General features: G+C 42.3%; 22 protein-coding genes and 1 tRNA gene. 17 read left to right on the top strand and 6 right to left on the bottom strand.

Features of this window, described 5'->3' with window-relative positions; all coding sequences use genetic code 11:
- Nucleotides 1–225: 225 nt before the first annotated feature.
- Together COR50_RS20905 and ung are read right to left on the bottom strand one after the other, a co-directional pair.
- Nucleotides 226–981, bottom strand: coding sequence for a lysophospholipid acyltransferase family protein (locus COR50_RS20905; RefSeq protein ID WP_098195803.1), 756 nt, complete (start codon nucleotides 979–981; stop codon nucleotides 226–228).
- Nucleotides 982–1,074: 93 nt separating this feature from the next.
- A complete protein-coding gene (ung, locus tag COR50_RS20900) occupies nucleotides 1,075–1,749 on the bottom strand; it encodes a uracil-DNA glycosylase (protein ID WP_098195802.1) in 675 nt (224 codons plus the stop codon).
- Between the two features lie 101 nt (nucleotides 1,750–1,850).
- On the opposite strand from ung, the gene COR50_RS20895 reads away from it, so the two are divergent.
- The 3 genes from COR50_RS20895 to COR50_RS20885 all read left to right on the top strand — a co-directional run bounded on the left by COR50_RS20895 (nucleotide 1,851) and on the right by COR50_RS20885 (nucleotide 3,327).
- Nucleotides 1,851–1,924 (top strand) — tRNA-Arg (locus COR50_RS20895).
- Nucleotides 1,925–2,426: 502 nt separating this feature from the next.
- The gene (locus tag COR50_RS20890) at nucleotides 2,427–2,954 is read left to right on the top strand and encodes a Panacea domain-containing protein (protein WP_098195801.1); all 528 of its coding nucleotides are present in this window, start codon (nucleotides 2,427–2,429) and stop codon (nucleotides 2,952–2,954) included.
- Nucleotides 2,914–3,327: a hypothetical protein gene (locus tag COR50_RS20885; protein WP_157761043.1), complete on the top strand. Its 414-nt coding sequence runs from the start codon at nucleotides 2,914–2,916 to the stop codon at nucleotides 3,325–3,327. The genes COR50_RS20890 and COR50_RS20885 overlap by 41 nt, the downstream gene beginning before the upstream one ends.
- Nucleotides 3,328–3,874: 547 nt before the next feature.
- Here COR50_RS20885 and COR50_RS20880 read toward each other — a convergent pair.
- On the bottom strand, nucleotides 3,875–6,637 hold the full coding sequence (locus COR50_RS20880) for a putative LPS assembly protein LptD (protein WP_157761042.1): 2,763 nt from the start codon (nucleotides 6,635–6,637) through the stop codon (nucleotides 3,875–3,877).
- 217 nt (nucleotides 6,638–6,854) lie between these two features.
- Here COR50_RS20880 and COR50_RS20875 point away from each other — a divergent pair, with 217 nt between their 5' ends.
- The 11 genes from COR50_RS20875 to COR50_RS20825 all read left to right on the top strand — a co-directional run bounded on the left by COR50_RS20875 (nucleotide 6,855) and on the right by COR50_RS20825 (nucleotide 20,882).
- Complete coding sequence (locus tag COR50_RS20875; RefSeq protein WP_098195798.1) at nucleotides 6,855–8,138, top strand: N-acetylmuramoyl-L-alanine amidase; 1,284 nt, start codon at nucleotides 6,855–6,857, stop codon at nucleotides 8,136–8,138.
- Between the two features lie 110 nt (nucleotides 8,139–8,248).
- On the top strand, nucleotides 8,249–9,238 hold the full coding sequence (locus COR50_RS20870) for an MlaD family protein (RefSeq protein WP_098195797.1): 990 nt from the start codon (nucleotides 8,249–8,251) through the stop codon (nucleotides 9,236–9,238).
- A gap of 9 nt (nucleotides 9,239–9,247) precedes the next feature.
- Entirely contained in the window at nucleotides 9,248–11,260 is a 2,013-nt protein-coding gene (locus COR50_RS20865; RefSeq protein ID WP_098195796.1) for an OstA-like protein, read from the top strand.
- A gap of 94 nt (nucleotides 11,261–11,354) precedes the next feature.
- Nucleotides 11,355–12,572, top strand: a complete 1,218-nt coding sequence (nhaA, locus tag COR50_RS20860; RefSeq protein ID WP_098195795.1) for a Na+/H+ antiporter NhaA — start codon at nucleotides 11,355–11,357, stop codon at nucleotides 12,570–12,572.
- A gap of 46 nt (nucleotides 12,573–12,618) precedes the next feature.
- Nucleotides 12,619–13,083 (top strand): hypothetical protein, encoded by a 465-nt coding sequence (locus COR50_RS20855; RefSeq protein WP_157761041.1) that lies wholly within the window; start codon nucleotides 12,619–12,621, stop codon nucleotides 13,081–13,083.
- Between the two features lie 26 nt (nucleotides 13,084–13,109).
- The gene (locus COR50_RS20850) at nucleotides 13,110–13,625 is read left to right on the top strand and encodes a hypothetical protein (RefSeq protein ID WP_098195793.1); all 516 of its coding nucleotides are present in this window, start codon (nucleotides 13,110–13,112) and stop codon (nucleotides 13,623–13,625) included.
- A 76-nt stretch (nucleotides 13,626–13,701) separates the two neighbouring features.
- Nucleotides 13,702–15,246: an NAD(P)H-hydrate dehydratase gene (locus COR50_RS20845; protein ID WP_098196346.1), complete on the top strand. Its 1,545-nt coding sequence runs from the start codon at nucleotides 13,702–13,704 to the stop codon at nucleotides 15,244–15,246.
- Between the two features lie 177 nt (nucleotides 15,247–15,423).
- Nucleotides 15,424–17,655, top strand: coding sequence for a sodium-translocating pyrophosphatase (locus COR50_RS20840; RefSeq protein WP_098195792.1), 2,232 nt, complete (start codon nucleotides 15,424–15,426; stop codon nucleotides 17,653–17,655).
- Between the two features lie 355 nt (nucleotides 17,656–18,010).
- Nucleotides 18,011–19,300 (top strand): DUF3472 domain-containing protein, encoded by a 1,290-nt coding sequence (locus COR50_RS20835; protein ID WP_198405727.1) that lies wholly within the window; start codon nucleotides 18,011–18,013, stop codon nucleotides 19,298–19,300.
- A 122-nt stretch (nucleotides 19,301–19,422) separates the two neighbouring features.
- Nucleotides 19,423–20,310 carry a DUF6263 family protein gene (locus COR50_RS20830; protein WP_098195790.1) on the top strand — a complete coding sequence of 296 codons (888 nt, stop codon included), beginning with the start codon at nucleotides 19,423–19,425 and terminating at the stop codon, nucleotides 20,308–20,310.
- A 128-nt stretch (nucleotides 20,311–20,438) separates the two neighbouring features.
- Nucleotides 20,439–20,882, top strand: a complete 444-nt coding sequence (locus tag COR50_RS20825) for an Rrf2 family transcriptional regulator (protein WP_098196345.1) — start codon at nucleotides 20,439–20,441, stop codon at nucleotides 20,880–20,882.
- Here the strand turns inward: COR50_RS20825 and COR50_RS20820 are convergent.
- Nucleotides 20,879–21,865 (bottom strand): helix-turn-helix transcriptional regulator, encoded by a 987-nt coding sequence (locus COR50_RS20820; protein WP_098195789.1) that lies wholly within the window; start codon nucleotides 21,863–21,865, stop codon nucleotides 20,879–20,881. The two genes, COR50_RS20825 and COR50_RS20820, sit on opposite strands and share 4 nt — an antisense overlap.
- Before the next feature lie 101 nt (nucleotides 21,866–21,966).
- On the opposite strand from COR50_RS20820, the gene COR50_RS20815 reads away from it, so the two are divergent.
- Nucleotides 21,967–22,176, top strand: a complete 210-nt coding sequence (locus COR50_RS20815) for a hypothetical protein (RefSeq protein WP_098195788.1) — start codon at nucleotides 21,967–21,969, stop codon at nucleotides 22,174–22,176.
- A gap of 176 nt (nucleotides 22,177–22,352) precedes the next feature.
- Nucleotides 22,353–22,763, top strand: coding sequence for a hypothetical protein (locus COR50_RS20810; RefSeq protein ID WP_098195787.1), 411 nt, complete (start codon nucleotides 22,353–22,355; stop codon nucleotides 22,761–22,763).
- A gap of 81 nt (nucleotides 22,764–22,844) precedes the next feature.
- On the opposite strand, the gene COR50_RS20805 is transcribed toward COR50_RS20810, so the two are convergent.
- Nucleotides 22,845–23,123, bottom strand: a complete 279-nt coding sequence (locus COR50_RS20805; RefSeq protein ID WP_098195786.1) for a hypothetical protein — start codon at nucleotides 23,121–23,123, stop codon at nucleotides 22,845–22,847.
- Between the two features lie 514 nt (nucleotides 23,124–23,637).
- On the opposite strand from COR50_RS20805, the gene COR50_RS20795 reads away from it, so the two are divergent.
- Entirely contained in the window at nucleotides 23,638–23,823 is a 186-nt protein-coding gene (locus tag COR50_RS20795) for a hypothetical protein (protein WP_098195784.1), read from the top strand.
- A gap of 77 nt (nucleotides 23,824–23,900) precedes the next feature.
- Here the strand turns inward: COR50_RS20795 and msrA are convergent, their stop codons facing one another.
- Nucleotides 23,901–24,554 (bottom strand): peptide-methionine (S)-S-oxide reductase MsrA, encoded by a 654-nt coding sequence (gene msrA, locus COR50_RS20790; RefSeq protein WP_098196344.1) that lies wholly within the window; start codon nucleotides 24,552–24,554, stop codon nucleotides 23,901–23,903.
- Nucleotides 24,555–24,846 lie beyond the last annotated feature (292 nt).

The raw sequence follows: 24,846 nt of genomic DNA, 5'->3' as shown, positions 1-24,846 counted from the left end.
GAGTTAATATGTTTGCTAACGAATGAATTTTTTGAATATTATAGCAAGACGCTTCATATTTTGCTTGCTACGTGTATATGACGCAAATTTATATGATGACCCCTATTGAAAGTGTAAAATTATTGCCGGGTTGAATATTAAATACCTGGACGCAACGAAGAAACGGGGACAAAAATGAAGAATGGCAGGGTATATAACGGTTTAACAGGAAGTTATAAATATTCCTTAAGCGAGCGCGGCAGCGTGTTGGCCGTAATATTCCCACATCATGACGAAGATTTTGTCTTTCAGGGCTGGTAAATCATTTTTGTTGAGCCCCTTGGTTTCGATGGGAGGAAGGAAGTGGAACTGGATAGCATGGGGGATGGCGAAGAAAAATTTGCCCGGGGTCAAAATTTTCCTCGTATTGAAAACGATTCCGGGGATAATGGGCCTACCGGTTTCAATGGCCAATGCGAAGGCGCCATTATAGAAAGATTTTAACGGGTAATCCGTCCTGTTGCGGGTTCCTTCCGGGAACAGGACCATGTGCATACCCATGTTTAAAACGGCTTTCATTTCATCGATACTGTCCTTCCTGCTTTTATCGCTGGTGCGGTCCACTAATACGCTACCGATTTTGTACATCATGCCGAAGATGGGGATCTTCGCCAATTCTATTTTAGCTAAAGTTTTATTGCCACCAGGTACGCCGGGAGAAGTTACGGGTACATCGAGTAACGAGTTGTGGTTACAAACCACGATATAAGTTTCCCCTTTCTTGAAATACTCCAATCCTTTACGCCTGACAGGACAAAAAACCAAGGGCATATAAACAGCCATCCAGCCCCTTGCCAGGATGAGAAAATACCGGGTCTTCCTGGGGTCGTGGAGTCGTGATACGATCCAGATGGGGAGCAACATGATTAGCATGGTCAGGACAAACAATATAATCCCGTACACGGCATACACGCGGCCAAGTACATTTTTAAACCAATTCATAGAATAATATTGTAATCATGGAGTGGTTAATTCAGCTAATTTATCCAATTTCCCAGATTATCAATCAATTTCAGGATAAAGCCATAGAAAAAATTATAATTGCCAATTAATGGGAGTATTGCCTTCCTTGATCAGTAAATCGTTGGTTTTAGAGAAATGTTTACAACCGAAGAAGCCGCTATTTGCGCTGAATGGTGAGGGGTGAGGGGCTTTAAGAATATGATGTTTGGTGGCATCGATGAATATTTGCTTCTCCTGTGCAAATCTTCCCCAAAGGATAAAGACAACCCCTGTTTTAAGGTCCGAAATCTTTTTAATTACGGCGTTGGTGAAGGTTTCCCAACCGATTTTAGAATGGGAAGCCGGTTCATTGGCGCGTACGGTAAGGATCGCGTTTAAGAGCAGTACGCCTTGTTCCGCCCAGGGAGTCAAATCTCCCGTGCTCGGAATAGGCATGCCAATATCTTGATGTAATTCTTTGTAGATATTTACGAGTGATGGCGGCGGTTTTACGCCCGGCTGTACGGAAAAGCATAATCCATGCGCCTGTCCTGCACCATGATAAGGATCTTGACCGAGTATCACGACCTTGACCTGGTCGAAAGGCGTTTTATCGAAAGCGTTAAAAATAAGTCCGCCGGGAGGGTATATCGTTTTGTTTAAAGCCTTTTCATGCTTGAGGAACATCACGATTTGTTCAAAATACAACTGGTTAAATTCATCCTTTAAAACCGTTTTCCAAGATTCGTTAATTGTAACATCCGCCATTGTAAAAATATTTTGCCAAAGTTATTTGAATATATCGGGGAAATTTATATAAATTTGCACTCCCGTTAAAAATAAGGAATATCTATTGAAGATGGGTAATTGGTCCGATAGCTCAGCTGGATAGAGCAACTGCCTTCTAAGCAGTAGGTCTCAGGTTCGAATCCTGATCGGATCACTAGATGAAAATAGCCTGGATTGCTTTGCCATGGCAGGTTTCAAAAAAACACCAACTTCTCTTTGTTCCCAGAATTTCAGTAGTTTTTACTTACCGTCACAAAAAACGTCACAAAAAACGTCACAAAAAACGTCACAAAAATGATGCAAAAACTACCGTCGGGTTGTGCCGTCAGCAAGTTCTATATAACCCCTAAAAATTGGAATACTTGCCGTGCATCCATCAAGAAAAATTGGTTTGTCCAGTACGACTTTTTCTCACCCTCAGATGCCGTCAATGTTGCGGGAGGATCAAGTGCAATTCCTTCTCGGACCAGCAAGGCTATCTATAGGTAATATATATCAAAAAAATAAAAATGCTAATAAAATTAGTATTTTAGATGAATAAGTTGTATCTTTAGGGTATATAAGAATAGTGCTAGTGTTAACCATATTTTTATTGAAGTAAAATACCCGGAACCATGAAAAACCTAGAGCAATTGAAATTTTAAATTCTTCCAACTATGGTATACCCATCCCGAGCGATCGCCAATTATTTTATCCGTGAAAGTTTACGTTCAGGTGTTGAATTAACCCCGATGAAGTTAATCAAGCTTTGTTATATAGCCCATGGATGGAGATTGGGATTGTATCATCAAGAATTGATCAATGAAGGGGTACAGGCTTGGAAATATGGCCCCGTAGTTGAAAGTATTTATGATGATTTCAGGCATTACGGGACGCACCAGATCACGGCCTTGAAAGCTAATGATTCTTATGATCAGGATTATCCTATGCCTGGTGAAGATGTATTACCCCTATTGAAGAAAGTTTGGGAAGTGTACAATAAGTACAGCGGTTTGCAACTCAGTGCCATGACACATCAAGATGGTACGCCCTGGGATCTTGTTTGGAACCGTGAAGGGGGAAAAGACAGGCATGCCGCTATCATCCCGAACAACCTGATTCAACAACATTACCAGCACAAAATCAGAGATACTCAATTTAACCATGGAAACGACTCGTCCAAACCCTATCCCAACAACTCCTAGCGATGTTGCTTCTTACTCAAATTCCCCTTTGAAAGAACTTGATATCATCAACGAGAACGATGCTAATTATGCAATGCATCGTACGAACTTGGATCAAAAGAAAGCTTTACAAGAAGAAAGAGCTTTGTTGAACGATGGCCGCAGGGGAGAAGCTTACCGAAGACATATCCACAACATCGTTTGTATCGCTTTATACATCGTGGGCTTAATTATTATTTGCATGATTTTAATCCGCGCTTTCCATTTCTTGGCACCGGAAAAATGGCATTGGTTAAATGCTGAGGAAAATCAGCAGATTGAAAGAATCATTTTCGGTAGTGTTATCTTCTCTTTAGCGGGCCGGTATTTTAAGAAGTTCAATATCATTGACTAAATTTATAGGATCGTAAAATACTCAGCCCGTTTTAGGCACCGAGTTATCATAGAAACTAGCGTATCCGCCGAAAATACTTAAAAGCTAGTGACTTCCCCCCTTCGATATTAATACATTGAAAACCTGTTTCCAGTTTATGCATCTCGTAATATTTAATTATTATAGTCCGGCTTAGATTGGTGTAAGTTTGCTTGTATTCCTTACCTTGCTTCTGAATACAAGCTAACGATTATATGTCCAGATCCCGGGCTAGCTCCCCACAAATAGAATCTTTTCGTTTCGCACCGTTGACAGCGAACGAAAGCCCGGTTTTATGTAGTATTAAGATCAGCTCAAGCGATCAAATTGGCGGAAGTAATGACAATTGTCTATTTTTTTGGTAGCAATAAGGACAAGAAAAAGGTAGATTGACAGGTGATCGAACTTTTGAGAGGATCATTGTTTTTCCAATGAAATTTAGGCAGGCAATACCGGTATTTAATTAACAAAGCCACCTTTATGGTAGCTTTGTTCAAATATCATATCATCACTATAGTAAATTAGCCCACTAATAATCCATAAACTGCCGCGTTCGGTTAATCCTCAAATCCCTTAAGATACCGGCTTTAGGATTAATCGTGATGCTAAACTGGCGGTAGGAGCCGAATGGTACCAAGTTGATCGACATCTGCCAACAGTGCATATCTCTCGTGATATACATCGTTGTATATGTCAGTTCGTGGTTCCTGAAGTCATATCCACTCGTCATGCCTACTTTCCATTTTGGGGTCAGGCTGAAATCTCCATTGAAGTTTAAAGATTGTGTGAATATCGTAGTATCGCGGCGGTAATCGCTCGTGCGCCCCCTGTTGAATTGCAAACTATAAGATAGATCCAAACGCCAAGGGATATCGAAATCCACGTACTCACCGGGATTAGCGCGGATCATTTCCATCTGCCTCCGTTGCGCTTCTAACATCGCATCATTGGATTCCGTATTCTCAATCTGATCTTTCATCTGCTCTTTCTGCTTGCTCTTCTTGTCGCCACTTTGAAAGGAAGTACTCAAGGAAACCCCGGCATTCGTTAATCTACCTACTTTAAATCCTTGCCCACCTTGCCAGGTATATTTATCAATTCTGCGTCCCAGTGAATCCAGTTGGTACGGGTCAATCGTTCCGTTGAAAGAGATATTGAGCTTATCGAATAAATTCGTACGGGCATATAGTTGGATAGTTGACAATTGGAATGAGTCGGCAACCAGGTTATAGGAGCCGTTGAACCCGAAGCCGTCCAGCAATTTAATCTTTTTGCTGCCGGTAGAATCTTTATCCGAACGCACCCGCATTTCCAAGTTATTATCCAAACCGAAGCTCAAGCCGGCAAAAGTTCCATAGGATGGTGCTCCATACACGGCATCATCGTAATAAGAAACCCTCGTCACTGCTGAAGCTGCCGTATCATAACGTAAATTATAGAAAGCGCCCCGGTTTAAATCCGGGGTATAAGATAAAGATACCGTAGGACGCATGACATGGCGAATCCTGTCAACCTTCATGTTTTTCTTGAAGGCATACATTCCGTACAAGGCGGTTGATAAAGAGATGCCGGTACTTACATTCCGTATGGCATAAAATCCGCCTTCATAGGCGGTATCTACCTTGTTTAATGATTCATTATAGCTCCTTACCGTTCTTTTGGTGTACCATCTTTCACCATAACTTACGCTGGGCGACAAGGTGAAATTCTTCAGCACAGGGATGGAAAAGCTAATCGGCACCTGGTGTTGAAAACCGGTTTGCAGGTTATCAAACATTTCCTGTTTGCCGAAGAGCGAATCCGTGAAGCGTGTTCTATTCGTCATATTCACGGAATAACCGATGCCCAGCTTTTCATACCATTTATTTTGTGTAACACCGTCTTTACTCTGGAATGGGTACAAAGTATTAACCGTAAAGGTGGCTTGCGGTAGGCTGATCGTCATCTCGCGGGTACTCGTATTTTGTGAATGCCCGGCCGACAATGTTAAATTATAAGGTTTCCCTGCCCAGCTTTTGCTGTAAGATATCGATGAACTCAAGGTATTGGTAAGCCTTGTTTGATAATCTGTAACATTATACTGGTTATAAGACGATGTCCTGACGTTTACGCTCGCATTAAAATTTGTTCCGGGACGGGCTTTACTGTCCATGCTATGATTCCAGGTCACTGCAAAGTCCTTAGACTTAACAAAATCTTGCTTTACCGCGGGATCACCCGTACGGGTATTTGACAATGAAACCGTGAACCCGCCGTTGTATTTATACCGTTTGCGGTAAGTTGGGTTCATACTCAAACCCCAGCTCCCGTAAGAATAAACATTGCCCCTAACAGTTACATCCAGGTATTCTCCCAACCCTAGATAATAACCTCCGTTTTCTAGGCCGATCCCTTTCATCGCATTGACCACGTATTGAGGCGGTAAAATACCGGAACTCTGTCCTTGGGTGATTGGGAATATCGCGAAAGGAATAAACAGGGGTGTCGGTATTCCTTCAATTTCGAGATTAGCCGGGCCGGAAACGATCAGTTTATTGGTAATAACCTTAATTTTCTTGGCCCTGAAAGCGAAGTGCGGCGTATCAAGGTTACAGGTGGTATATCCATTTTTGAAGCCGAAGATCACATCATCCGACATCTTTTTAATCTGTTCGCTGGCAACGAAACCTTCACCGTAGATAGCTTTTGTTTCGTAGATTTTGGCTTTTTGGGATTCGAAATTGTAACGGATGGTATCGGATTTTGTTTCTTGCCCGCCCGATACGAATACGGGTTGCCCTATTTTTTTCCCGGTGGAGTCGGTAACATTGATGGCTTCCATAGTACCCGTTTCCTGGGAAAAATTCATTTGGGCTGCCGTCAACTTAAGATCTTTATAATTCGTTTCGGCGTCGTTATATAAATAAAATTTCTTCTTTTTAAAATACATCACGATCGAGTCCTTGGCTCTAAAAGTGACACGGGAATCTAGGCTGTCCGGGGAGAGCCTATAATAATGAACCGTATCTACACGGGTGAGAGAGGAATCTTCGATAATGGGCGTAGTGTCTGAAATTTCAAGTACCGGCTTAATTTTGCTGATGGAATCCTCGAATATTTCAGATTGGCTAAGGAGGGAATCTTTCTTAAGAGAATCGATTTTAGACTTCGGGATGGTGTCTTTAGTAATAGTTCCCGGTGTAATCGTATCTGTAAAAAAAATGTTAAAAGTATGTGCACGATTTAACTTGCCATTGCCAAAGCTGTCCGAGAATATGAAAGGCAGCCCGAGAAAAATAGCAAATAACAGCAAAGAAAGCTGTCTGTAATACTTTTTTAAGTTATTTTTGTTGTAAGGGTACATGTGTTAAGCGGGCACAAACCTACAAGTTTTTATACAAATTATTACAATCCTTGATAGATATTTGCTATAGTTTGATTGAATTGATTGTGCAAAGCATTTACACGCCTAAATCCCTTAATGAATTTAAATGAGCGAAGATCGCTACCCATTAAACTAAACAATAAACATGAGTTGGAAAAGATTGTTGATTGCCGGATGTAGTATCTTGGGATTATTGCCACTTAAGGCAAACCCGGAAACTTCGCCGGTACTGCCGGGAGATCAGGAAAAACCAATTAAAACTATCGTAATTGACGCTGGACACGGGGGAAAGGATCACGGGGCCATCGGTTCTTACTCCTCAGAAAAGGAGGTGACGCTGGCAGTAGCGCTCAAATTGGGCAAGCTGTTAGAAGAAAAGATGCCGGATGTGAAAATTTATTATACACGGAAAGATGATCGTTTCGATGATGCAAGGCTAAAAGCTAAAAAAGCAAATGAAGCCCACGGCGATTTGTTTATTTCTATACATTGTAACTCTGCTCCTAAAATCCGTAAAAGGGTAGGATATAAAACGGTTTACCGCAAGAAAAAACCTATCAAAGTTGCTAAATATGCTTATTATCCTAACCCTGCCAAGGGAACCGAAACTTATATTTGGGCTACGGATAGAAATACTGCCAAGATGGAATCGATGAGGGGGCTGTCTTCCGTAATTATGTTAGATGCCAATTCGGAGGAGTCCAAGCAAGTTCTTGATACCAATGATCCCGAAACATATATCATGTTGGCAACTTTGAGGAATGCCTTCTTCGATCAAAGCTTGAAATTATCAATGCTGATCGAGGATGAATTTACGAAGGTGGGCCGCAATAGCCGCGGAGCTAGGCAAAGGAACGAAAAAGGTATCTGGGTGCTCCAAGCCACGGCCATGCCAAGCGTATTGGTAGAATTGGGTTTCCTCTCCAACCCGGACGAGGAAAAATACCTGAACTCGCAAGATGGTCAGAATGAATTGGCCAACGGCATATACCGCGCCGTGAAGCGTTATAAAGAGGAGCTGGAGAAATTTAGTTCAAGCCCTACCCAAAACGCCCCGGTTACAAAAAATACAGGTGAGCCGAAAGCGAAAGCGGCATATACGCAACCTAGCCAAACACAGCATAACCAGTTCAAAACACAGGTGAATCTATATAACGAGCATGCACCTGCTGCAAAAAATACTAAAACCGCAACTGCTACCCAATACGGGGTGCAGTTGCTGGTTTCCAGCACAAATTATAATACCAATTCCAGCAAATTCAAAAAGCTGGGTGGCCACGTGATGAAAGAAACCATCCGCGTGCAGAAAAAGAAACGCTATAAATACACTTTGGGCCCCTACATATCTAAAGCCGAAGCACAAGCCGCCATTAGGAAAGCCCAACGGTTGGGCTTCAAAGATGCTTTCCTGGTTGCCCTTAATGATTAACCCCGGCGGTTTTCCCTTCTTTTCAGCCCAATTTTAACATTTATAATAATGTTCTTCTACGGGGCATACTGGTTTTTGATTATTTTTGCAACAACCAGACGAATAACTCGATGCTGAAATTATCTAATGAATCCAAGGTTGGCATATTGACTGCTGTGGGTATCACGCTGTTGGTACTAGGTTTTAATCTGTTGAAAGGAAAGAGTCTTTTTAATGATAAAAAGACCATATATGCTGTTTATAAACAAGTGAACGGTTTGCAACCAGCCAATACTGTCGAAGTAAATGGTCTCGTAGTGGGGAGTGTCCAAGATTTAGACGTGATGGATAAGAACGCGGGGCGCATCTTGGTAACTTTGCAAATTGATAAAAAAATAGAGATCCCTAAAAACTCCGTGGCGAGGATCAGTAGTGATTTACTGGGTACGAAGAAAGTGCAGGTGGAGTTTGGAAATGCACAGGAGTACCTTGAAAGCGGTGATACCCTGTATGCAGCCGTTGACGGATCAATCTCCGATGCTGTTATGCAGCAACTAAGTCCCTTAGTTTCTAAATTACAGGGGACTTTATCGAAAGTAGACAGCGTGCTGATATCTGTAAATGGATTGTTTAGCGTTGAAAATCAACAAAATCTCTCCGCAACAATCGCTAACCTGGCGCCCACGATGCGGCAGCTTGACGGTGTAACCCGGTCGCTGAACCAGAAATTAGCCGAAAATGGTAGTATCGATCAAACGCTTACTAACTTGGCTACTTTCACCTCGAACCTTAATTCGAACAACGAAAAAATCAATAATATCCTTTCTAATGCGAATAAAGCCGCCGCTGCATTAGGTAATGGCAGCCTAGACTCCACATTATCTAACTTACAGGGCGCCGTTAGAGCATTGAACGATTTAATGAACAGCCTGAATACTTCCGATGGCACCCTGGGCTTATTATTGAATGATAAGAAGCTCTATTCTAATCTAAATGCGACCATGGTTAACCTAAATCACCTGGTGGAAGATTTAAGATATAATCCGAATAGGTACGTTCATTTATCATTATTTGGCAAAAAAAATAAGGTGTTGCCTATTCCTTCAGATTCGGCACAATAGATATCGCAAATGCTTAAGAAGATCGTTTTCGGGATATTACCTTTCTTAGGTTTGGCTCTTTTGGCGCATTTTATGGCTAATGCCGTGCCAGGTGTTACACCCGGGGAGTATTATCCCCCGCAAGAAGATACTAGCAGGAAAATTCATGTTATAGGTGGGGGTGTTTTAAGAGCCGGTACAGATAATGAGGGAAAAGAAGTGCAAATTGTAGTACCGGATGCTATTTTCCGGCAAGGTACCACCTTGCTTTATTGTGATAGCGCCGTATTTTATGAAAAGGCAAATATGGTTAAAGCCTTTGGCAATGTTCATATCAACCAGGCAGATAGCATCCATATATACTCCGATCTTCTGAATTATAACGGTAATGACAGGATCGCTACGGTTACGGGGAATGCTAAATTGACCGATGGTAAAACTACTATTACAGGGCCTGAATTAGCCTATGATATGAACGCCAGGATGGGAAGTTATACCAAATCTGGGCGCTTGACCAATGAACAATCGATTCTGACCAGCGAACAGGGCTATTATTATGCCGATACCAAGGATGTTCATTTCGTAAATAATGTCCTGTTGGAAGATCCTGAATATACTTTAAGTACGGATGAGTTATGGTACAATACGGAAACGAAAGTTTCCTCTATCGTGGCGCCTACTACTATATATGATGGCAAAACAACCATGTATGCTACCTCGGGAACTTATAATACGGAGGCTGGATTAGGTGATTTTACCGGGAGGCCAATTATCGAAGATAGTACGAGCCGACTTACCGCTAATAGCGTCCAAATGGATAAAGCATCCGGTAGGGCTTATGCTATCGGTAACATGGTTTGGAGGGATACTGCCCAGAAAATATCCGTGTTGGCCAATCTCGGTACAGTTGATCAAAATGCAAAATCCTTGATGGCTACCCAAAAACCTGTCATGTTATTAGAAGGACAGGATACCATATTCATCGCGGCAGATACCTTGTTCTCCGCGCCGACTAAGCCATTAGTCGATTCAGTTAAAATGCCGAAGGATAGTACAACAGGGAAAGCGGATAGCAATAAGGTTGTCAAAATGTTAGATAGCGCATTTATCAAAAAAGATAGTACCGCTCAAAAAATACCGGGTATTGTCGATGTTGATAGGCCCGATAGTACCTTGAACAAACAGGTTGATACTAGCCTTGATGTAATAGAAGTTGATAAAAGTAGTTTTGATAGTCTATTGGATAAAGTGGTTGCTGATACAAGCCGGTTAATAAAACGGGATACACTTCCTGTGAAAGATACTGCAATTAGTACTCCTGGTAAACCGGATGTCAAAGTTCAGCATTTCGATGAGCGGAACAAACGCAAGTCGATGCTGTTTGAAGAGCAGGCTATGAAGCCTTTGCTAGATACTAATAATACCATCGAGGCAGCCCCGGATACCGCGCCCGTCCAACCTGCCGATACGGCTACCTACCGCTTTATAAAGGCATATCATGATGTAAAGATATTTTCAGATTCCTTGCAAGGAGTTGCAGATAGCGTATATTACACTACCAAGGATTCGGCATTCCGTTTATACCATGATCCTATATTATGGTCAAAAGAGTTCCAGATGTTCGGAGACACGGTCGTGTTGTATACGAAGAACAAGAAAGCGGACCGCGTATTATTGGATCAGAATGCAATGATCATAAATAGTTTGGGTTTCAAGGATATTTATAACCAGGTAAAAGGACAAACGATCTGGGGCTATTTTTCTGATAACAAGCTAGACTCAATGTATGTCAATGGAAATGCCGAAGCGGTATATTACTTGCAGGATTCCGATAGCGCTTTTATTAGCCTGGTGCATTTAAAATGCGCGATGATCAAAGCTTATTTTGAAGCTGGAGAGCTTGAACGCATCGTGTTCATAAAAGAACCCGACAGTATCATGGATCCCTTTACCCAGCGTACAAATGAACATATGTTCTTACCGGGTTTCAAATGGGAGGTAGACCGTAGACCAAAATCCAAATACGAATTAATTGGTCAATAATAGCTAGTTCAGCATAATTTATTAATCGTAACGGGGTGCTTTAATTTATCTATTAGGGCGCCTACTTGTTATTTATAAAAAATAATTGGAGCAGATGGCATTAAAAGATGGAATTAAGAAATTAGAAAGACGTTTATTATCACCGGTATATCAATTTTTAAATGATAGCCGGGCAGTAGGGATTATATTGGTCGCTTGTACGATTATTTCACTGGTATTGGCAAACTCCCCTTGGTCTGAAACATATACGCAATTCTGGACAACATTATTCGATCATAAAACAGGGCATCATTTTGAAATATTCGGTTTACATTTCCCTAATTCAGTGGTCATGGTGATCAACGATGAACTGATGGTGTTATTCTTTTTCTTGGTGGGAATGGAGATAAAGAGGGAATTAACTACCGGGGAATTATCATCTATCCGCAAGTCGATTATGCCGGTGTTGGCCGCGATCGGCGGTATGTTGTTCCCGGCTGCAATTTACCTCGCATTTAACCAGGGTACCCCTTTTCACCATGGCTGGGGTATACCGATGGCTACTGATATCGCGTTTTCACTCGGTATCCTTTCCCTGTTGGGCAAACGTGTGCCGGTAACTTTAAAGATATTTTTGACGGCTTTGGCTATTATAGATGATCTAGGGGCTATCCTCGCCATCGCGATTTTTTACACGGCAGAGATCCAGGGATTCTATTTATTGTTAGGAGCCGGAATCATGGCTTTACTGGTAATATTAAATGTCCTTAAAGTTCAGAAACTGATATTCTATTTTATACCGGGAATTATATTGTGGTATTGCATCTTTAATTCCGGTGTACATGCTACGATCGCCGGTGTTTTATTAGCATTCTGTATCCCGCTTAATAGGATAGACTCGATGGTGAATAAATTGCATGATCCTATTAACTTCGTAATAATGCCTTTATTCGCATTGGCAAATACAGCTATTGTTTTCCCTCCTGATATCCTTCATGCCTTCGACAATAGCATTAGCCATGGCATAATGCTGGGCTTAGTCTTAGGAAAGCCACTGGGCATCTTCTTGTTCTCCTGGGTTGCCGCCAAGTTGAAACTAGCTAGTTTGCCAACCGGTGCAGATTGGAAACAATTATGGGGCATCGGTATGATCGCCGGAATCGGGTTCACCATGTCGATATTTATCAGCACACTAGCCTTTAAATCCGTGGACGAACAAATTATTTCGATCATGTCCGTTATCTTGGCTTCCGTAATTGCAGCGGTACTCGGTTTTCTGTATATCCGCCTGGTTTGTAACATGAAACGCAAACCGAAATTAATGGAATCATGAAAAAAATAGGCGGTTTGGCATTGTTCTTGTAAATATCCCGCTTAGTATGAGATGTATTGTTATGATATGCAGCCTATGCACGCTATTTGCTTGTTCAACCTATGGGCAAGAAGCAAAACAATGGCAGGTAGGTGCCCGTTTAGGATGGCCTACCGGCGCAACCGCGAGGTATTTCATTAGCGATAAATCTGCGGTGGAGGCCATTGGTGGTTTACAAAGCGAGCAAATTTCTTTGACTGCTTTATATCAACTACATAATGATCTTACTACTTTACTTAGCGAAGGCTGGGGCTGGTACATTGGGGCAGGAGGCCATTTGGGAACCCGGAGAATTGAAGGGAACACCAAGTTTTTCAGCGGGATAGATGCTATTGCAGGCATCAATTATAGTTTCCAGAACTTCCCGATGAATTTAAGCATAGACTGGAAGCCTGCTGTTAATATCAATGCGCCTTCAACATTGGCCGACTTTGGCATCTCCGCGAGGTACATTTTTAGAAAAAATCATTGAGAAACCATTTTTTAAATAGATCAACGATGAAAAAGATCATCTTAGCATTTGGAGTAATTTTCCTTTTAGCTGCTCAATCAAACGCCCAAAGCCGCGGTGGTGGTAATTACAAAACCGCTATCGGTGTTAGGGTAAACCCCTGGTTGATCGGTTTTACAGCGAAACACTTCCTTAGCGGTCCCCATGCTTTAGAAGGAATTATTAGCCACGAATTTACCAACAATACTGCTGGTAACGTGACCCTTACGGGCTTATATGAGTATCATTTTAACCCGTTCCCACATCCAGAATGGAACCTGTTTGCAGGTGGTGGTGTACATGCCGGCGTTTACCGCGATTATTATTGGGATGGAAACGGTAGAAAGGTAAAGAACGATTCGGAAGGTATTGTAGGCCTTGACGGTATCTTTGGTGTAGAATACACTTTTAAGAATATCCCGTTAACGCTGCAAGGTGATGTGAAACCTTTTGTAAACTTTACCGGTGGGCACGATTACTACGGGGAAAGAATTTTCGGTGCATCTGCACGGTACACCTTTTAATAGGCAAGCAATTTATCATCCATGCACCCCATGGTATAAAACCCTGGCATTCGCCGGGGTTTTGTATTTTTATACTATGAAAATCCTAACTGCTTCCCAAATCCGCGAAGCGGATGCTTATACGATAGCAAATGAACCCATCCCGGGCATTGACTTGATGGAACGGGCTTCCCGCGCTTGTGCTAACTGGATACAAACCCACTATCCGCCGGGGCAGCCGGTAATCGTTTTTGCAGGTAAAGGTAATAATGGTGGCGACGGTCTCGCGATAGCAAGGATTTTACTCGAAGCTGGATACCGCGTACATGTTGCTATCATACAGCATATGGAACATGCCAGTGAAGATCATATCATGAATTTAACCAGGTTGAAGGCCCTGGTAAATTCCCCGGTTCAAGTAGTGCATGCCGTTAATGAAATGCCTGCGATCCCTGCCGGGGCAATTATCATAGATGCGATATTAGGTACCGGCACTAATCGCCCGGTGAGTGGTTGGTTGACAAATGTCTTCCATTATATTAACAATAAAGCTAAGAACAGTACCATAGTTTCTATCGATATGCCATCGGGGTTAATGGCGGACCGGTCAACAAAGAATGCCCCCTCGGTACATGCCGATTTTACATTATCTTTTGAATGCTATAAGTTGGCTTTCATGTTGCCTGAGAACGCGGATAGGGTAGGGACGCCAGTTATATTACCTATTGGTTTGCACAAAGATTATATGCAGCATGTGTCGACAAATTTTCATTTTGTTGATAGATCAATAATAGATACTTTGTATTTGCCAAGATCCCCGTTTTCGCATAAGGGAACTTATGGGCATGCTTGCATTATTGCCGGTAGTTATGGGAAGATGGGGGCGGCAGTATTGGCTACCCGGTCTTGCCTTCGTAGTGGTGCCGGGCTAGTGAGCGCCTACGTGCCAACCTGCGGCTATACAATTCTTCAGGAAAGTATTCCTGAGGCGATGTGCATTACGGATCCCGCGGGGGAATTCAGCGGTTCCATACATGATCTTGATCAATTAGGTATTACCTTTAAAGCAATAGGTATTGGTCCCGGTATAGGTATGCACCCCTCTACGGTTAAGAGTTTTGAGCGGTGGATAACCTTACAACGCCAGCCGGTTGTTATCGATGCGGATGCTTTAAATATAATAGCAGGTAATCCTTCCCTGGTGCAGTTTATTCCCGCGCATTCTATTTTAACACCGCATCCAAAGGAGTTTGAAAGATTATTTGGTAAAACTACCGATGAATTTGAGCGGCTAGGGTTGTTATCTGCGAAAGCAGTAGCATGGAATATCTATATTTTATTGAAAGGCCGCTTTAGTGCAATTGCTTGCCCGGATGGAAGCATTTTCTTCAATAGTACCGGTAACCCGGGGATGGCAACTGGTGGCAGTGGTGATGTATTAACGGGTATTCTTACAGGCTTACTATCGCAAGGTTACCAACCGAAAGCGGCCGTGCTGCTAGGGGCATACGTTCATGGCGCCGCAGGTGATGCGGCATCAGCACATTATTCGCAGGAAGCGATGTCTGCGGGGGATATCATCGGGCATCTCGGGGATGTATTTCTCAGTATCCGGGAAAGCGCCTCAACAAACAAGCTCTAAGTCTTTGCTGTAGCGAATTCTATCAATATCAATGTTTTCGATATCAGCCAGGAAGGGCTAATTGGATATTTTTTTCACTAAAAAATCCCTATTCATTATAAATAAATAGATTATATTACTAAACTTATTTTTTAACTGATACATTTCAATTTGCAACCAAATTTTAAATAAGGCTTTATGAGTATCGTCTACATCGTACCTTTTTTCGGATTAATTGCTTTGTTGTACACGGCCGTTAAAAGTGCATGGGTTTCACGTCAAGACGCAGGAAATGCGCGAATGCAAGAGATTGCTAAATACATTGCGGATGGCGCCATGGCCTTCCTGAAAGCAGAATATAAAATTTTGACCTATTTCATGATCATCGCGGCCCTCTTATTAGGGTTCATGGGAGCCACACACGAAAATAGCGATTGGACGATCGCGCTGGCATTTGTAATGGGAGCCATATTTTCTGCCACAGCTGGATTTATAGGTATGAAAATCGCAACGAAAGCGAATGTACGTACAGCTAACGCGGCGAGAAATAGCTTATCGAAAGCATTGAAAGTATCATTCACCGGTGGATCGGTAATGGGCATGGGCGTTGCTGGCTTAGCCGTATTAGGTTTGGGTGGATTGTTTATTGTACTGAAAACATATTTCGGTGCGGAAGCTAATAGCGCCGAGATGATTAAAACCATTGAAGTTCTTACCGGCTTCTCCTTGGGCGCTGAAAGCATCGCCTTGTTTGCCCGCGTGGGAGGTGGCATCTATACCAAAGCTGCCGATGTAGGCGCTGACCTTGTTGGTAAAGTAGAAGCGGGAATCCCTGAGGATGATCCACGTAACCCCGCTACTATTGCCGATAACGTAGGCGATAACGTAGGCGATGTGGCCGGTATGGGCGCTGATCTTTTCGGTTCTTATGTGGCCACGGTGCTAGCAACCATGGTATTAGGCGCTGAAACCAGCTCGGTTGACCAGTTTGGCGGTTTAGCACCGATTCTGTTACCGATGTTGATCGCGGGACTTGGGATTATCTTTTCTATTATCGGTACCTGGTTCGTAAGGATCAGCGAATCAGTCGGTCAAAGTACTGCTGCCGTACAGAAAGCGTTGAACATGGGCAACTGGGGTTCTATCGTATTAACAGCCATTTGCTCCTATTTCCTAGTTAATTATATTTTGGCGGATGAAATGTCTTTGCGCGGCCTTCCGTTTACCAAGAATGGGGTATTCGGCGCTATCATAGTAGGTTTGCTTGTCGGAACGCTGATGAGTATCATCACGGAATATTATACGGCGATGGGTAAACGCCCGGTTCGTTCTATTATCAGGCAATCAGCTACGGGGCATGCAACGAATATTATCGGTGGCCTATCTGTTGGAATGGAATCTACCTTATTACCCATTATAGTATTAGCAGCGGGTATTTACGGTTCCTATCATTTCGCAGGTTTATATGGTGTGGCAATCGCTGCCGCCGGTATGATGGCTACTACGGCTATGCAATTGGCAATCGATGCATTCGGCCCGATTGCTGATAATGCGGGGGGAATTGCCGAAATGAGCGAGTTACCGAAAGAAGTTAGGGAAAAAACAGATATCCTTGATGCGGTTGGTAATACTACTGCCGCGACTGGTAAAGGCTTCGCGATAGCTTCCGCAGCGCTTACAGCCTTGGCATTATTCGCAGCCTTCGTTGGTATAGCAGGTATTGATGGTATTAATATTTATAAAGCAGATGTGCTGGCCGGCTTATTTATTGGCGGGATGATTCCTTTCATTTTTTCATCATTAGCTATCGCGGCAGTTGGTCGCGCGGCTATGGCGATGGTGGAAGAAGTTCGCCGTCAATTTAGGGAGATTCCCGGTATCTTGGAAGGTACTGGTAAACCTGAATACGATAAATGTGTGGCGATATCAACACAGGCATCTATCCGCGAAATGATTCTACCCGGAGCAATTGCTTTAATTACCCCTGTTATAATCGGTTTTATTTTTGGCCCTGAAGTATTAGGGGGCTTCCTTGCAGGCGCTACCGTTAGCGGTGTGTTGATGGGTATGTTCCAAAATAATGCAGGTGGCGCTTGGGATAATGCGAAGAAATCTTTTGAAAAAGGGGTGGAAATCAACGGGGAAACTTATTATAAAAAGTCAGAACCGCATAAGGCTTCCGTAACCGGTGATACGGTGGGAGATCCATTTAAAGATACTTCGGGCCCTTCTATGAACATCCTGATCAAGTTGATGTCGATCGTGTCGCTGGTGATAGCGCCAACTTTGGCAAGTATTTTCCATACGAAAGATATGGCCAAACAAGAGCCGAAACCGGTGGTAGCCCCGGCTTCAACAGTAACCCAGGATGATGCAAATAAAACCGTCTTCCTGGAGAAAGATCAAGAGGGGAAGTTTACAAAATTGTAATTGATAAATACTTTTCAACTAAGCTGCTATAATACAGGTTAGGCAAAAAGGAAGTGGGAACGGCCGTTCTCACTTCCTTTTTTTTATAGGTCCCCAGCTTAAAACCCGATTTGGGTAGATCCAATTAAAAAATATATTTCCCCAAAAAATATAAATGTATAAAATACGTTTATTATATTTAGCTACCCGCTATTAGCCCATAGACCCGATTTTAACGCCAATCTTTTAACAATTCCAGTGAATAATGAAATAGCGGGCCGGTAAGTATAACCCAAGTACATGGAGCACTCTTTATATAGTTTAACCAAAACCCACAACCAAAATGAAGCAATACCCTATTATTTTACTTTGCCTCATGGCAACAGCATGCGCAAAATTTAACAGCAGTGAACTACTTAAAGATCAAGCGGCTACCGCTAATGAAGGAATTACCCCGTTGCTTGCAACAGATGACACCGTAACCCTTTATAGCAATGGTTATGTATTCCCTTATGATCAGTCTAATGGCTATGGCTCTATCGGCTCAAACGGGCTTGGCGCCTGGATAGATACATCCGGGTTTAGCCGGGTATATTTTTATCCGCAAACTACGGGATCCATCGATGTATCTATAGTCGTGAAGGCGCCTTCTAATACGAATACACTCCGTGTTCGGCTCGATAGCTCCGGCACCACTTATAACGTGGTTGTCAACCAGACATCCAGTTACGTAACATTGAACGTAGGCAGTTTTAATATCACCTCTGCCAAGTATCATTGCTTGGAAATTAAGGCCGTAACAAAAAATGGAACTTATCTACCGGATGTTAAATCCGTAGTTATCAGCAGTTCCCTGGGACTGAAATATAATAAAAGTGTTTACCGCGGCGCCCCGGCCACACATTTGAGTTACAGTTACCCCGGCGATAGCTCCATTGCATGGTTCTACACGGAAATTAACGTCCCTGGCGGCGCTGATCCGCTATATGCTTATTACATGACTAACGGTTTTTGGGATGGTTACTTCGGTATACAGGTCAACAGTCCTACCGAGCGCCGCATCTTGTTTAGTATCTGGAGCAATTATGATACGAATGATCCGAACGAAATCCCTGCTGATTACGCCGTCACCTTGGTTCGCAAGGGGGCAAACGTGGTGGACAACCAATTCGGGAACGAAGGTTCCGGGGGGCAGACCTACCTCGTGTTTCCCTGGGTAACGGGTAATACTTACAAGATGCTGGTACATGCCGAAGCATCGGGTACCCATACGCTATTCACGGCCTGGTACTATGCGCCGGAAAATAGCGAATGGAGGTTATTGGCTGAATGGGATAAATCGAAAACCAACGGGCAGCTGTTAGGCGGGCTTTATTCTTTCGTTGAAAACTTCGGCAGCAATGGCAGTGACTATTTCAAGGCCCGCTACGGTAACCAATGGGTCCGCACGGAATCCGGTAACTGGATTGAAGTAACACAAGCATATTTTACCACCACGGCTAGCGATGCGGCGCATCAACGTTACGATGAGGGAGCCGGGATAGAAAGTGGTACAATGTATATGTATAGTGGCGGATTCAGGGAGGTAGGCAACAGCGTAGGCGTCACCTACACGCGATCCAGCTCGGGAAGCGCTCCTTCCATTAATTTCAGTACACTTCCGTAATAAAAAGTAAAAGCTCCATGCGCAGGCTTCCCGTAATTTTTATTGCAGGAAGCCTGTAATTGTTACAAGAAATTCAATACTAGATGTGTATCTTGCCCAGGAGAAAATTTATATTAATTTTTATGAAGTATAGCTACATCCTTTGCTGCTGCATCTTATTATTTTCTGCTGCCTCCGCGCAGGAAAAAGTGAGGTTAAGAGCCAGCTACAATGAAGGGGATAAATTTCTATACAAGATGTCTTGCAGCTCGAAAACATCAAGGGAAGGAGTGGCCAGTTTATTCACGCTGATGAAATTCGAGTTCGAATTTTTAGTAGGTAAATTAAACACTAGGAAACAGCAGGAAATTACTTTACGCTATAAAAATATTGCTTACCTGGTTTCGCCCGATGGAAAGAAATTTGTATTCGGATACGATTCCAAGTTCGAACATCCGATAGAGATAGATAGTTCCAAGCAAGCAAATATCCTGATGTACGATGTTTTTCAAGAAGTGTTTTCCGGGATGATTGACCAGGAATTTAGCATCTATATTGCGGAAGATGGAAACCTGGTGAACGTACTCGGCGTAGATAAAATGGTCGATAATATTGTAGATAATAGTGTTGCTATTCCAGGCGAATTTAAACCCGGCTTAAGAACCGCGTTGAAACAAAGTATGAACAATGAGTTCATGAAAAAGCAGATGAACGCCGCCTTTAACACTATGCCTGGAAAACCGGTCGGTGTGAATGATTCTTTCGATGCCGACATCGAATTTGCCGGTGGTATCATTCATGGAAATTATACCGTGCAAAAAATCGACAAAAAAACAGTCACCTTGCTAGCTAAAGGAAATATTTCCTCCGGTGAAAATAATGTAGATGGCACTACCGGCGGTACTATCGTACTTGACAGGAGTAACGGCATGACTAAATTGGGGGATATTAAAACAATTGTAAATGTTAGGGTGAACGATCGCATCATAAGTACGGAGACGGATGTTGTCATTTCTTCCGAAAAGATTTAATTTCATATAATATTCAGAATAAATATATGCTGATCTATTAACCAAGTGATTGACCTGTTCCCATCGCAGGATTTTTTTCCTATATAAAATCAGCGTAACTTTGTTCTGTAACTAATTTGATTACAGAATTGATAAAAAGTAAATTCGCGATATCGATCCATATACTCAGCCTGCTAGAAAATAACGGGGGGGAGTGGCTTTCAAGCGAAATTATCGCCGGTTCATTGAATGCGAACCCGGCTTTGGTTAGAAAAGAGATTTGCAATTTGCGATCTTTCGAATTGGTTGAAAGCAAGGAAGGTAAAAATGGGGGCACCCGCCTGGCTAAACCTGCAAAGGATATTTTGCTGAGCGATGTTTTCCATGCTATTAAAGACGAACACGTTTTCGGGTATTCCCCTAACGAGCCTAACCATGATTGCGCGGTTGGTAAGAAGATCAATGAATCGCTGGATCAACTATTCGGGTTGATTGATGAAAGGATTTTTGATTTATTACAAGATATTTCTTTAGAAGAGTTCTGCAAAAATTTCTCCAAGGATGATTGTCCAAACTCCAAGCAAACCGCTTAGCGCATCTGCCTTGGACTTAAACCGAATTTTTTCCTGAAAGCGTTACTGAAATGTTGGATAGATGAGAATCCAAGCTCATCCGCGATGCCGGTTAAACTCTTCGAAGGGTCGCGCACCCAATCTTGCGCCATTTCCAACCTGTAATCGTGTAAATAGCCGAACACCGTGTTGCCAAATACCTGTTTAAAACCCTTCTTCAGCTTAAATTCATTCAAACCGGCTAACCTTGATAAATCTACCAGCGATAAAGGTGTTTGAACATGGTTTATAATAATATCACGCACGAAATAAATCTTCTCGATATCTTGCGGGGAAAGCCTTAGTACAGGGTCTTGAGGCAGCGAATGTTGTTCGATCTGTTCGCATTGCAATGCTAACAGCTCCAAGGCTTTCGATTGCAGGAACAATTTTTTCAACCCGTCTTTATAATTACAATGCTTGATAGAATTGATGATCTCCATCATCTTGTAGGTTACTACCTGGTTCCGGTCCAGCAACAGCAGCTGGTTTTTATCGATAATTTCCGCGTGTTGTTCCAACACCCTTCCATTTCCCACTGCCATTTCCAGGAATTTTTTCTTGGTGAAGGCAACCCCGAAGACTTGTAATTCCGGTTGTTGAATAAGGTTTACATGATCTTCGTTGTGGGGGTTATAGATGATATTATGTTGGTAGTTCTTGAAATGGAGTTTCCTCGAAGGTTCCCGTATACTTGCTGTTACCTCGCCATTTAAAATAAACATTAGCCCGATCATGGGGTCTAGTTCGGAGGCTTCTACCTGGATATTAGCCTGGGTATTTACACTGCCGTAACCCAATAGGATACCATCGAAGCACATCTCCTTGAAATTGGCCTTGGCAAATTCGTATTCTAAAACATGGTCTTGCTCTATTAGTACCGGGGAGTCCAGGTTTTCGTAGTTGCTTTTAATTTCATCAACCGCCAGCACAGCATTGGTATCGTCCTTTATTACCAGCGACATAATTAATCCGTTAGATGTAAGAAATAATCCTTCAAATGTAAGTAGTTCCGTTTGTCCTGAACGAAATTTGTACAAATTTATTCCTAAACAACTGAATAACCATGGTAGGCATATATAAAACCAATATAAATACGAAAGAAAATAAAAGGTTGGTCATCGAATCATTGTCTACTCATTTTCAATTAGATAATTGTTCCATTGATATGGAAGATATTGACAAGGTATTGAGGGTGGTAGCCACTAAAGAGTTCGACGAAGGCAGAATCTTGAGTTTCGTCAAACAACTTGGCTTTGATTGTCAGCCACTTTGATCGATTTTTAACCGGGTATGGAGCTAATTATTTGAAGAAAATTAGCAGTAATTAGTAAAAAAATTGATGGTAGTTACGTAAATTTCATCTTGTAAAGGAAAAGTATATAAATTTCTTGTTTTATATCCCGCAAAAAGATTGGATATTGCAGGATACAATATTGTTTCCATCGAGGCATGAAAGAAATTCAAGCATTACTGGATGTAACTTTACCGTTTGCCACCGAACTTTTGGAAAAGTACGGTGAATTTTATCCTATCGCCGCAGCCATGCAAGGGGATGGAAGTATTATGCATATCGGTTCTTTCGATGGCAATGAATATCCTACCGCCGAAAAGTTGATCGAGGATCTGAAAGAAGTTTTCCGCGAATCGACCAAGTTAATAGCCGGCGTTATCCTTTTTGATGTAAATGTTATAAACCCGGAGATCGGGGAACCGGTAGATGCCATTACCGCTTGGGTTGAGTCTGCCGATATGGATACCGCCTTCTTTTTTTACCACCCGTATGCCAGGGATGAAAAGGGCCAGCTTTCATTTAAGAAAGGTTGGTTGGCCGTAAAAGAGAAAGAAGTATTTGAAAGGTAATAAACCCCTCCAAATTTTTTGACATTATATTTCTCCTGCAATTACTTATTGTACCTTGGCAGGCTTGCATTAATAGTGCAACTATTTTCCCGTGGCAGCATCCTTTGCCTTGATAATCGTAATAATATTCTTCATCGGTTTTTGATCCATTTTCCAAGAAATAAATTCCAGGTTGTTGGTTTCGTTGACACGGATGGTTTCCGGGGATTGTAGGATAGTCATAGCCCGGAAGTTTTCATCGGGCATATGCAAAGATACCGAAACATGGGTACAGCCAATTTGATCTAGCTTGTAAAAGAAATCCCGCAATAAATAGTTGATTTGTTCGGGAACAGGGTTTGTAGTGTCAGTTGTTAACATTCAATATGCGTTTTGGGTTTTGAAACAACGGGCCAGCCGGTAAAAGAAGCGCAGGCTCCGTCCTATCGCCCAGCACCTTGGAATGTACACTCGGGCAATAATCAGGAAGCCCACGCTAATGCGCGAGCTTTCCTCGATTGCAAATCATCCGGTGTACTTTCCAAGGTGCTAGATGATCGCATCGAAGCGAGCTTCTAAATTTCTTTAAGAAGTCGCAAAGATTTACGAATATAGAATTTTTAGCTTACTAGCTGAAATCTTTCAACGTGGATACCCCTAAATGGGTATTATTTCAACGGCAAATTATGCAAATTTTTTTAAACCCGGGGCTTTGTTTTACAAGGATTGATAGAATGTTTATAAATATTAACCCGTATTAAATCCACCCGGTATATTTCTACGAACATATGAATGAGAACATGGATAACCCGAGTCTAACATCCCGTTAATACCATGGATTAGACGCTGTAACTATTTCAGAGTTGAAACGTTGAATTATTAGAAGGACACCCATATGAAAAAAATTTTACTATTCATTGGAGCCACAGGTTTACTGATGGCAGTATTAGCCTATTTTGCGGATATGTATGCTTGGTTGTCTAAAGACATCATCGTGCCGGTCGGCTTTTCCGGTTACGTATTGATGATTACGGCAGTCGCGTATTTTCTCTTGGCCTGGATGTATAAATGGAGCCAATAAACTTCCGCTGGTAATAAAAATACCCACCGGCGCAATGGTAGCGACGGTGGGTATGCTTAGCCCCTGGCATTCAGCGTTTATTTTTTCAATTTATCTTTAAACACCTTCCTGAATTTTTCCAATTTAGGCTTGATGACGTAATGGCAATAAGGTTGGGAACCGTTGAGATTATAATAATCTTGATGGTAATTCTCGGCCTTATAAAATTTGCTGAAAGGTGCGATCTCCGTAACAATCGGGTCTTTATAAGCGCCGGATTCATCCAGTTTCTTCTTGTAGTATTCCGCCTTCTCTTTTTGCTCATCATCATGGTAAAACACGACGGAACGGTACTGTGTACCTACATCGTTTCCTTGCCTGTTGAGCGTAGTAGGATCGTGACTTTCCCAGAAGGCAGCCAGGAGATCATCGTAACTGATCTTGGTAGGATCATAGGTGATCTGTATTACCTCGGCATGGCCCGTAGTTCCGGTGCATACTTCCTTATAGGTAGGGTCGGGTACAGTTCCCCCGGAATAGCCGGATTCTACTTTTAAAACCCCTTCCAAGCTTTGGAAGATTGCCTCGGAACACCAAAAACAGCCGTTACCAAAGGTAGCTACGGCGGTGGGCGTATTTTTATTTATAGTCATATCTGCTGGAACTTTATCTTGTTTTGTAGGCTGCTGTGCACAAGCAGTAAGGGATAACAGCCATGCAAAACTACTGAACAACACTTGTTTCGCCTTCATGATATTCATATTTTACATTTATATGATCTTGATATTTTTGCTTCTTATACAATATACGATTCCCTACCAGCTTGAGTTTGGTGGAGATTCAACTTTAACATTCCGTTATCAATTACCAAGTAATTAAAATAAATATGTTCAAAATAGATCGAGTTGCTTAATTTTGCAGGGTTAAATTAGCATCCATGCGCAATTCGCATCCATTCCCAAGTATCGTGTAACCATCCATCGCAATGTAGATCCATTTGCGAATGGACATTACTAAAAGGCAATTTAAGATGAAAACACCCAT

The sequence above is a fragment of the Chitinophaga caeni genome (genome assembly GCF_002557795.1).
In the GTDB taxonomy this organism is placed as follows: Bacteria; Bacteroidota; Bacteroidia; order Chitinophagales; family Chitinophagaceae; genus Chitinophaga; species Chitinophaga caeni.
The sequence above is the reverse complement of the archived record's forward strand: the minus strand, read 5'-3'. Positions and strand labels throughout refer to the sequence as shown.

Excerpts from the sequence above, each read along its gene's own strand:
- COR50_RS20905 (WP_098195803.1), bottom strand. The coding sequence starts at position 981 with ATGAATTGGTTTAAAAATGTACTTGGCCGCGTGTATGCCGTGTACGGG.
- ung (WP_098195802.1), bottom strand. The coding sequence starts at position 1,749 with ATGGCGGATGTTACAATTAACGAATCTTGGAAAACGGTTTTAAAGGAT.
- COR50_RS20890 (WP_098195801.1), top strand. The coding sequence starts at position 2,427 with ATGGTATACCCATCCCGAGCGATCGCCAATTATTTTATCCGTGAAAGT.
- COR50_RS20885 (WP_157761043.1), top strand. The coding sequence starts at position 2,914 with ATGGAAACGACTCGTCCAAACCCTATCCCAACAACTCCTAGCGATGTT.
- COR50_RS20875 (WP_098195798.1), top strand. The coding sequence starts at position 6,855 with ATGAGTTGGAAAAGATTGTTGATTGCCGGATGTAGTATCTTGGGATTA.
- COR50_RS20870 (WP_098195797.1), top strand. The coding sequence starts at position 8,249 with ATGCTGAAATTATCTAATGAATCCAAGGTTGGCATATTGACTGCTGTG.
- COR50_RS20865 (WP_098195796.1), top strand. The coding sequence starts at position 9,248 with ATGCTTAAGAAGATCGTTTTCGGGATATTACCTTTCTTAGGTTTGGCT.
- nhaA (WP_098195795.1), top strand. The coding sequence starts at position 11,355 with ATGGCATTAAAAGATGGAATTAAGAAATTAGAAAGACGTTTATTATCA.
- COR50_RS20855 (WP_157761041.1), top strand. The coding sequence starts at position 12,619 with ATGAGATGTATTGTTATGATATGCAGCCTATGCACGCTATTTGCTTGT.
- COR50_RS20850 (WP_098195793.1), top strand. The coding sequence starts at position 13,110 with ATGAAAAAGATCATCTTAGCATTTGGAGTAATTTTCCTTTTAGCTGCT.
- COR50_RS20845 (WP_098196346.1), top strand. The coding sequence starts at position 13,702 with ATGAAAATCCTAACTGCTTCCCAAATCCGCGAAGCGGATGCTTATACG.
- COR50_RS20840 (WP_098195792.1), top strand. The coding sequence starts at position 15,424 with ATGAGTATCGTCTACATCGTACCTTTTTTCGGATTAATTGCTTTGTTG.
- COR50_RS20835 (WP_198405727.1), top strand. The coding sequence starts at position 18,011 with ATGGCAACAGCATGCGCAAAATTTAACAGCAGTGAACTACTTAAAGAT.
- COR50_RS20830 (WP_098195790.1), top strand. The coding sequence starts at position 19,423 with ATGAAGTATAGCTACATCCTTTGCTGCTGCATCTTATTATTTTCTGCT.
- COR50_RS20820 (WP_098195789.1), bottom strand. The coding sequence starts at position 21,865 with ATGTCGCTGGTAATAAAGGACGATACCAATGCTGTGCTGGCGGTTGAT.
- COR50_RS20815 (WP_098195788.1), top strand. The coding sequence starts at position 21,967 with ATGGTAGGCATATATAAAACCAATATAAATACGAAAGAAAATAAAAGG.
- COR50_RS20810 (WP_098195787.1), top strand. The coding sequence starts at position 22,353 with ATGAAAGAAATTCAAGCATTACTGGATGTAACTTTACCGTTTGCCACC.
- COR50_RS20805 (WP_098195786.1), bottom strand. The coding sequence starts at position 23,123 with ATGTTAACAACTGACACTACAAACCCTGTTCCCGAACAAATCAACTAT.
- COR50_RS20795 (WP_098195784.1), top strand. The coding sequence starts at position 23,638 with ATGAAAAAAATTTTACTATTCATTGGAGCCACAGGTTTACTGATGGCA.
- msrA (WP_098196344.1), bottom strand. The coding sequence starts at position 24,554 with ATGAAGGCGAAACAAGTGTTGTTCAGTAGTTTTGCATGGCTGTTATCC.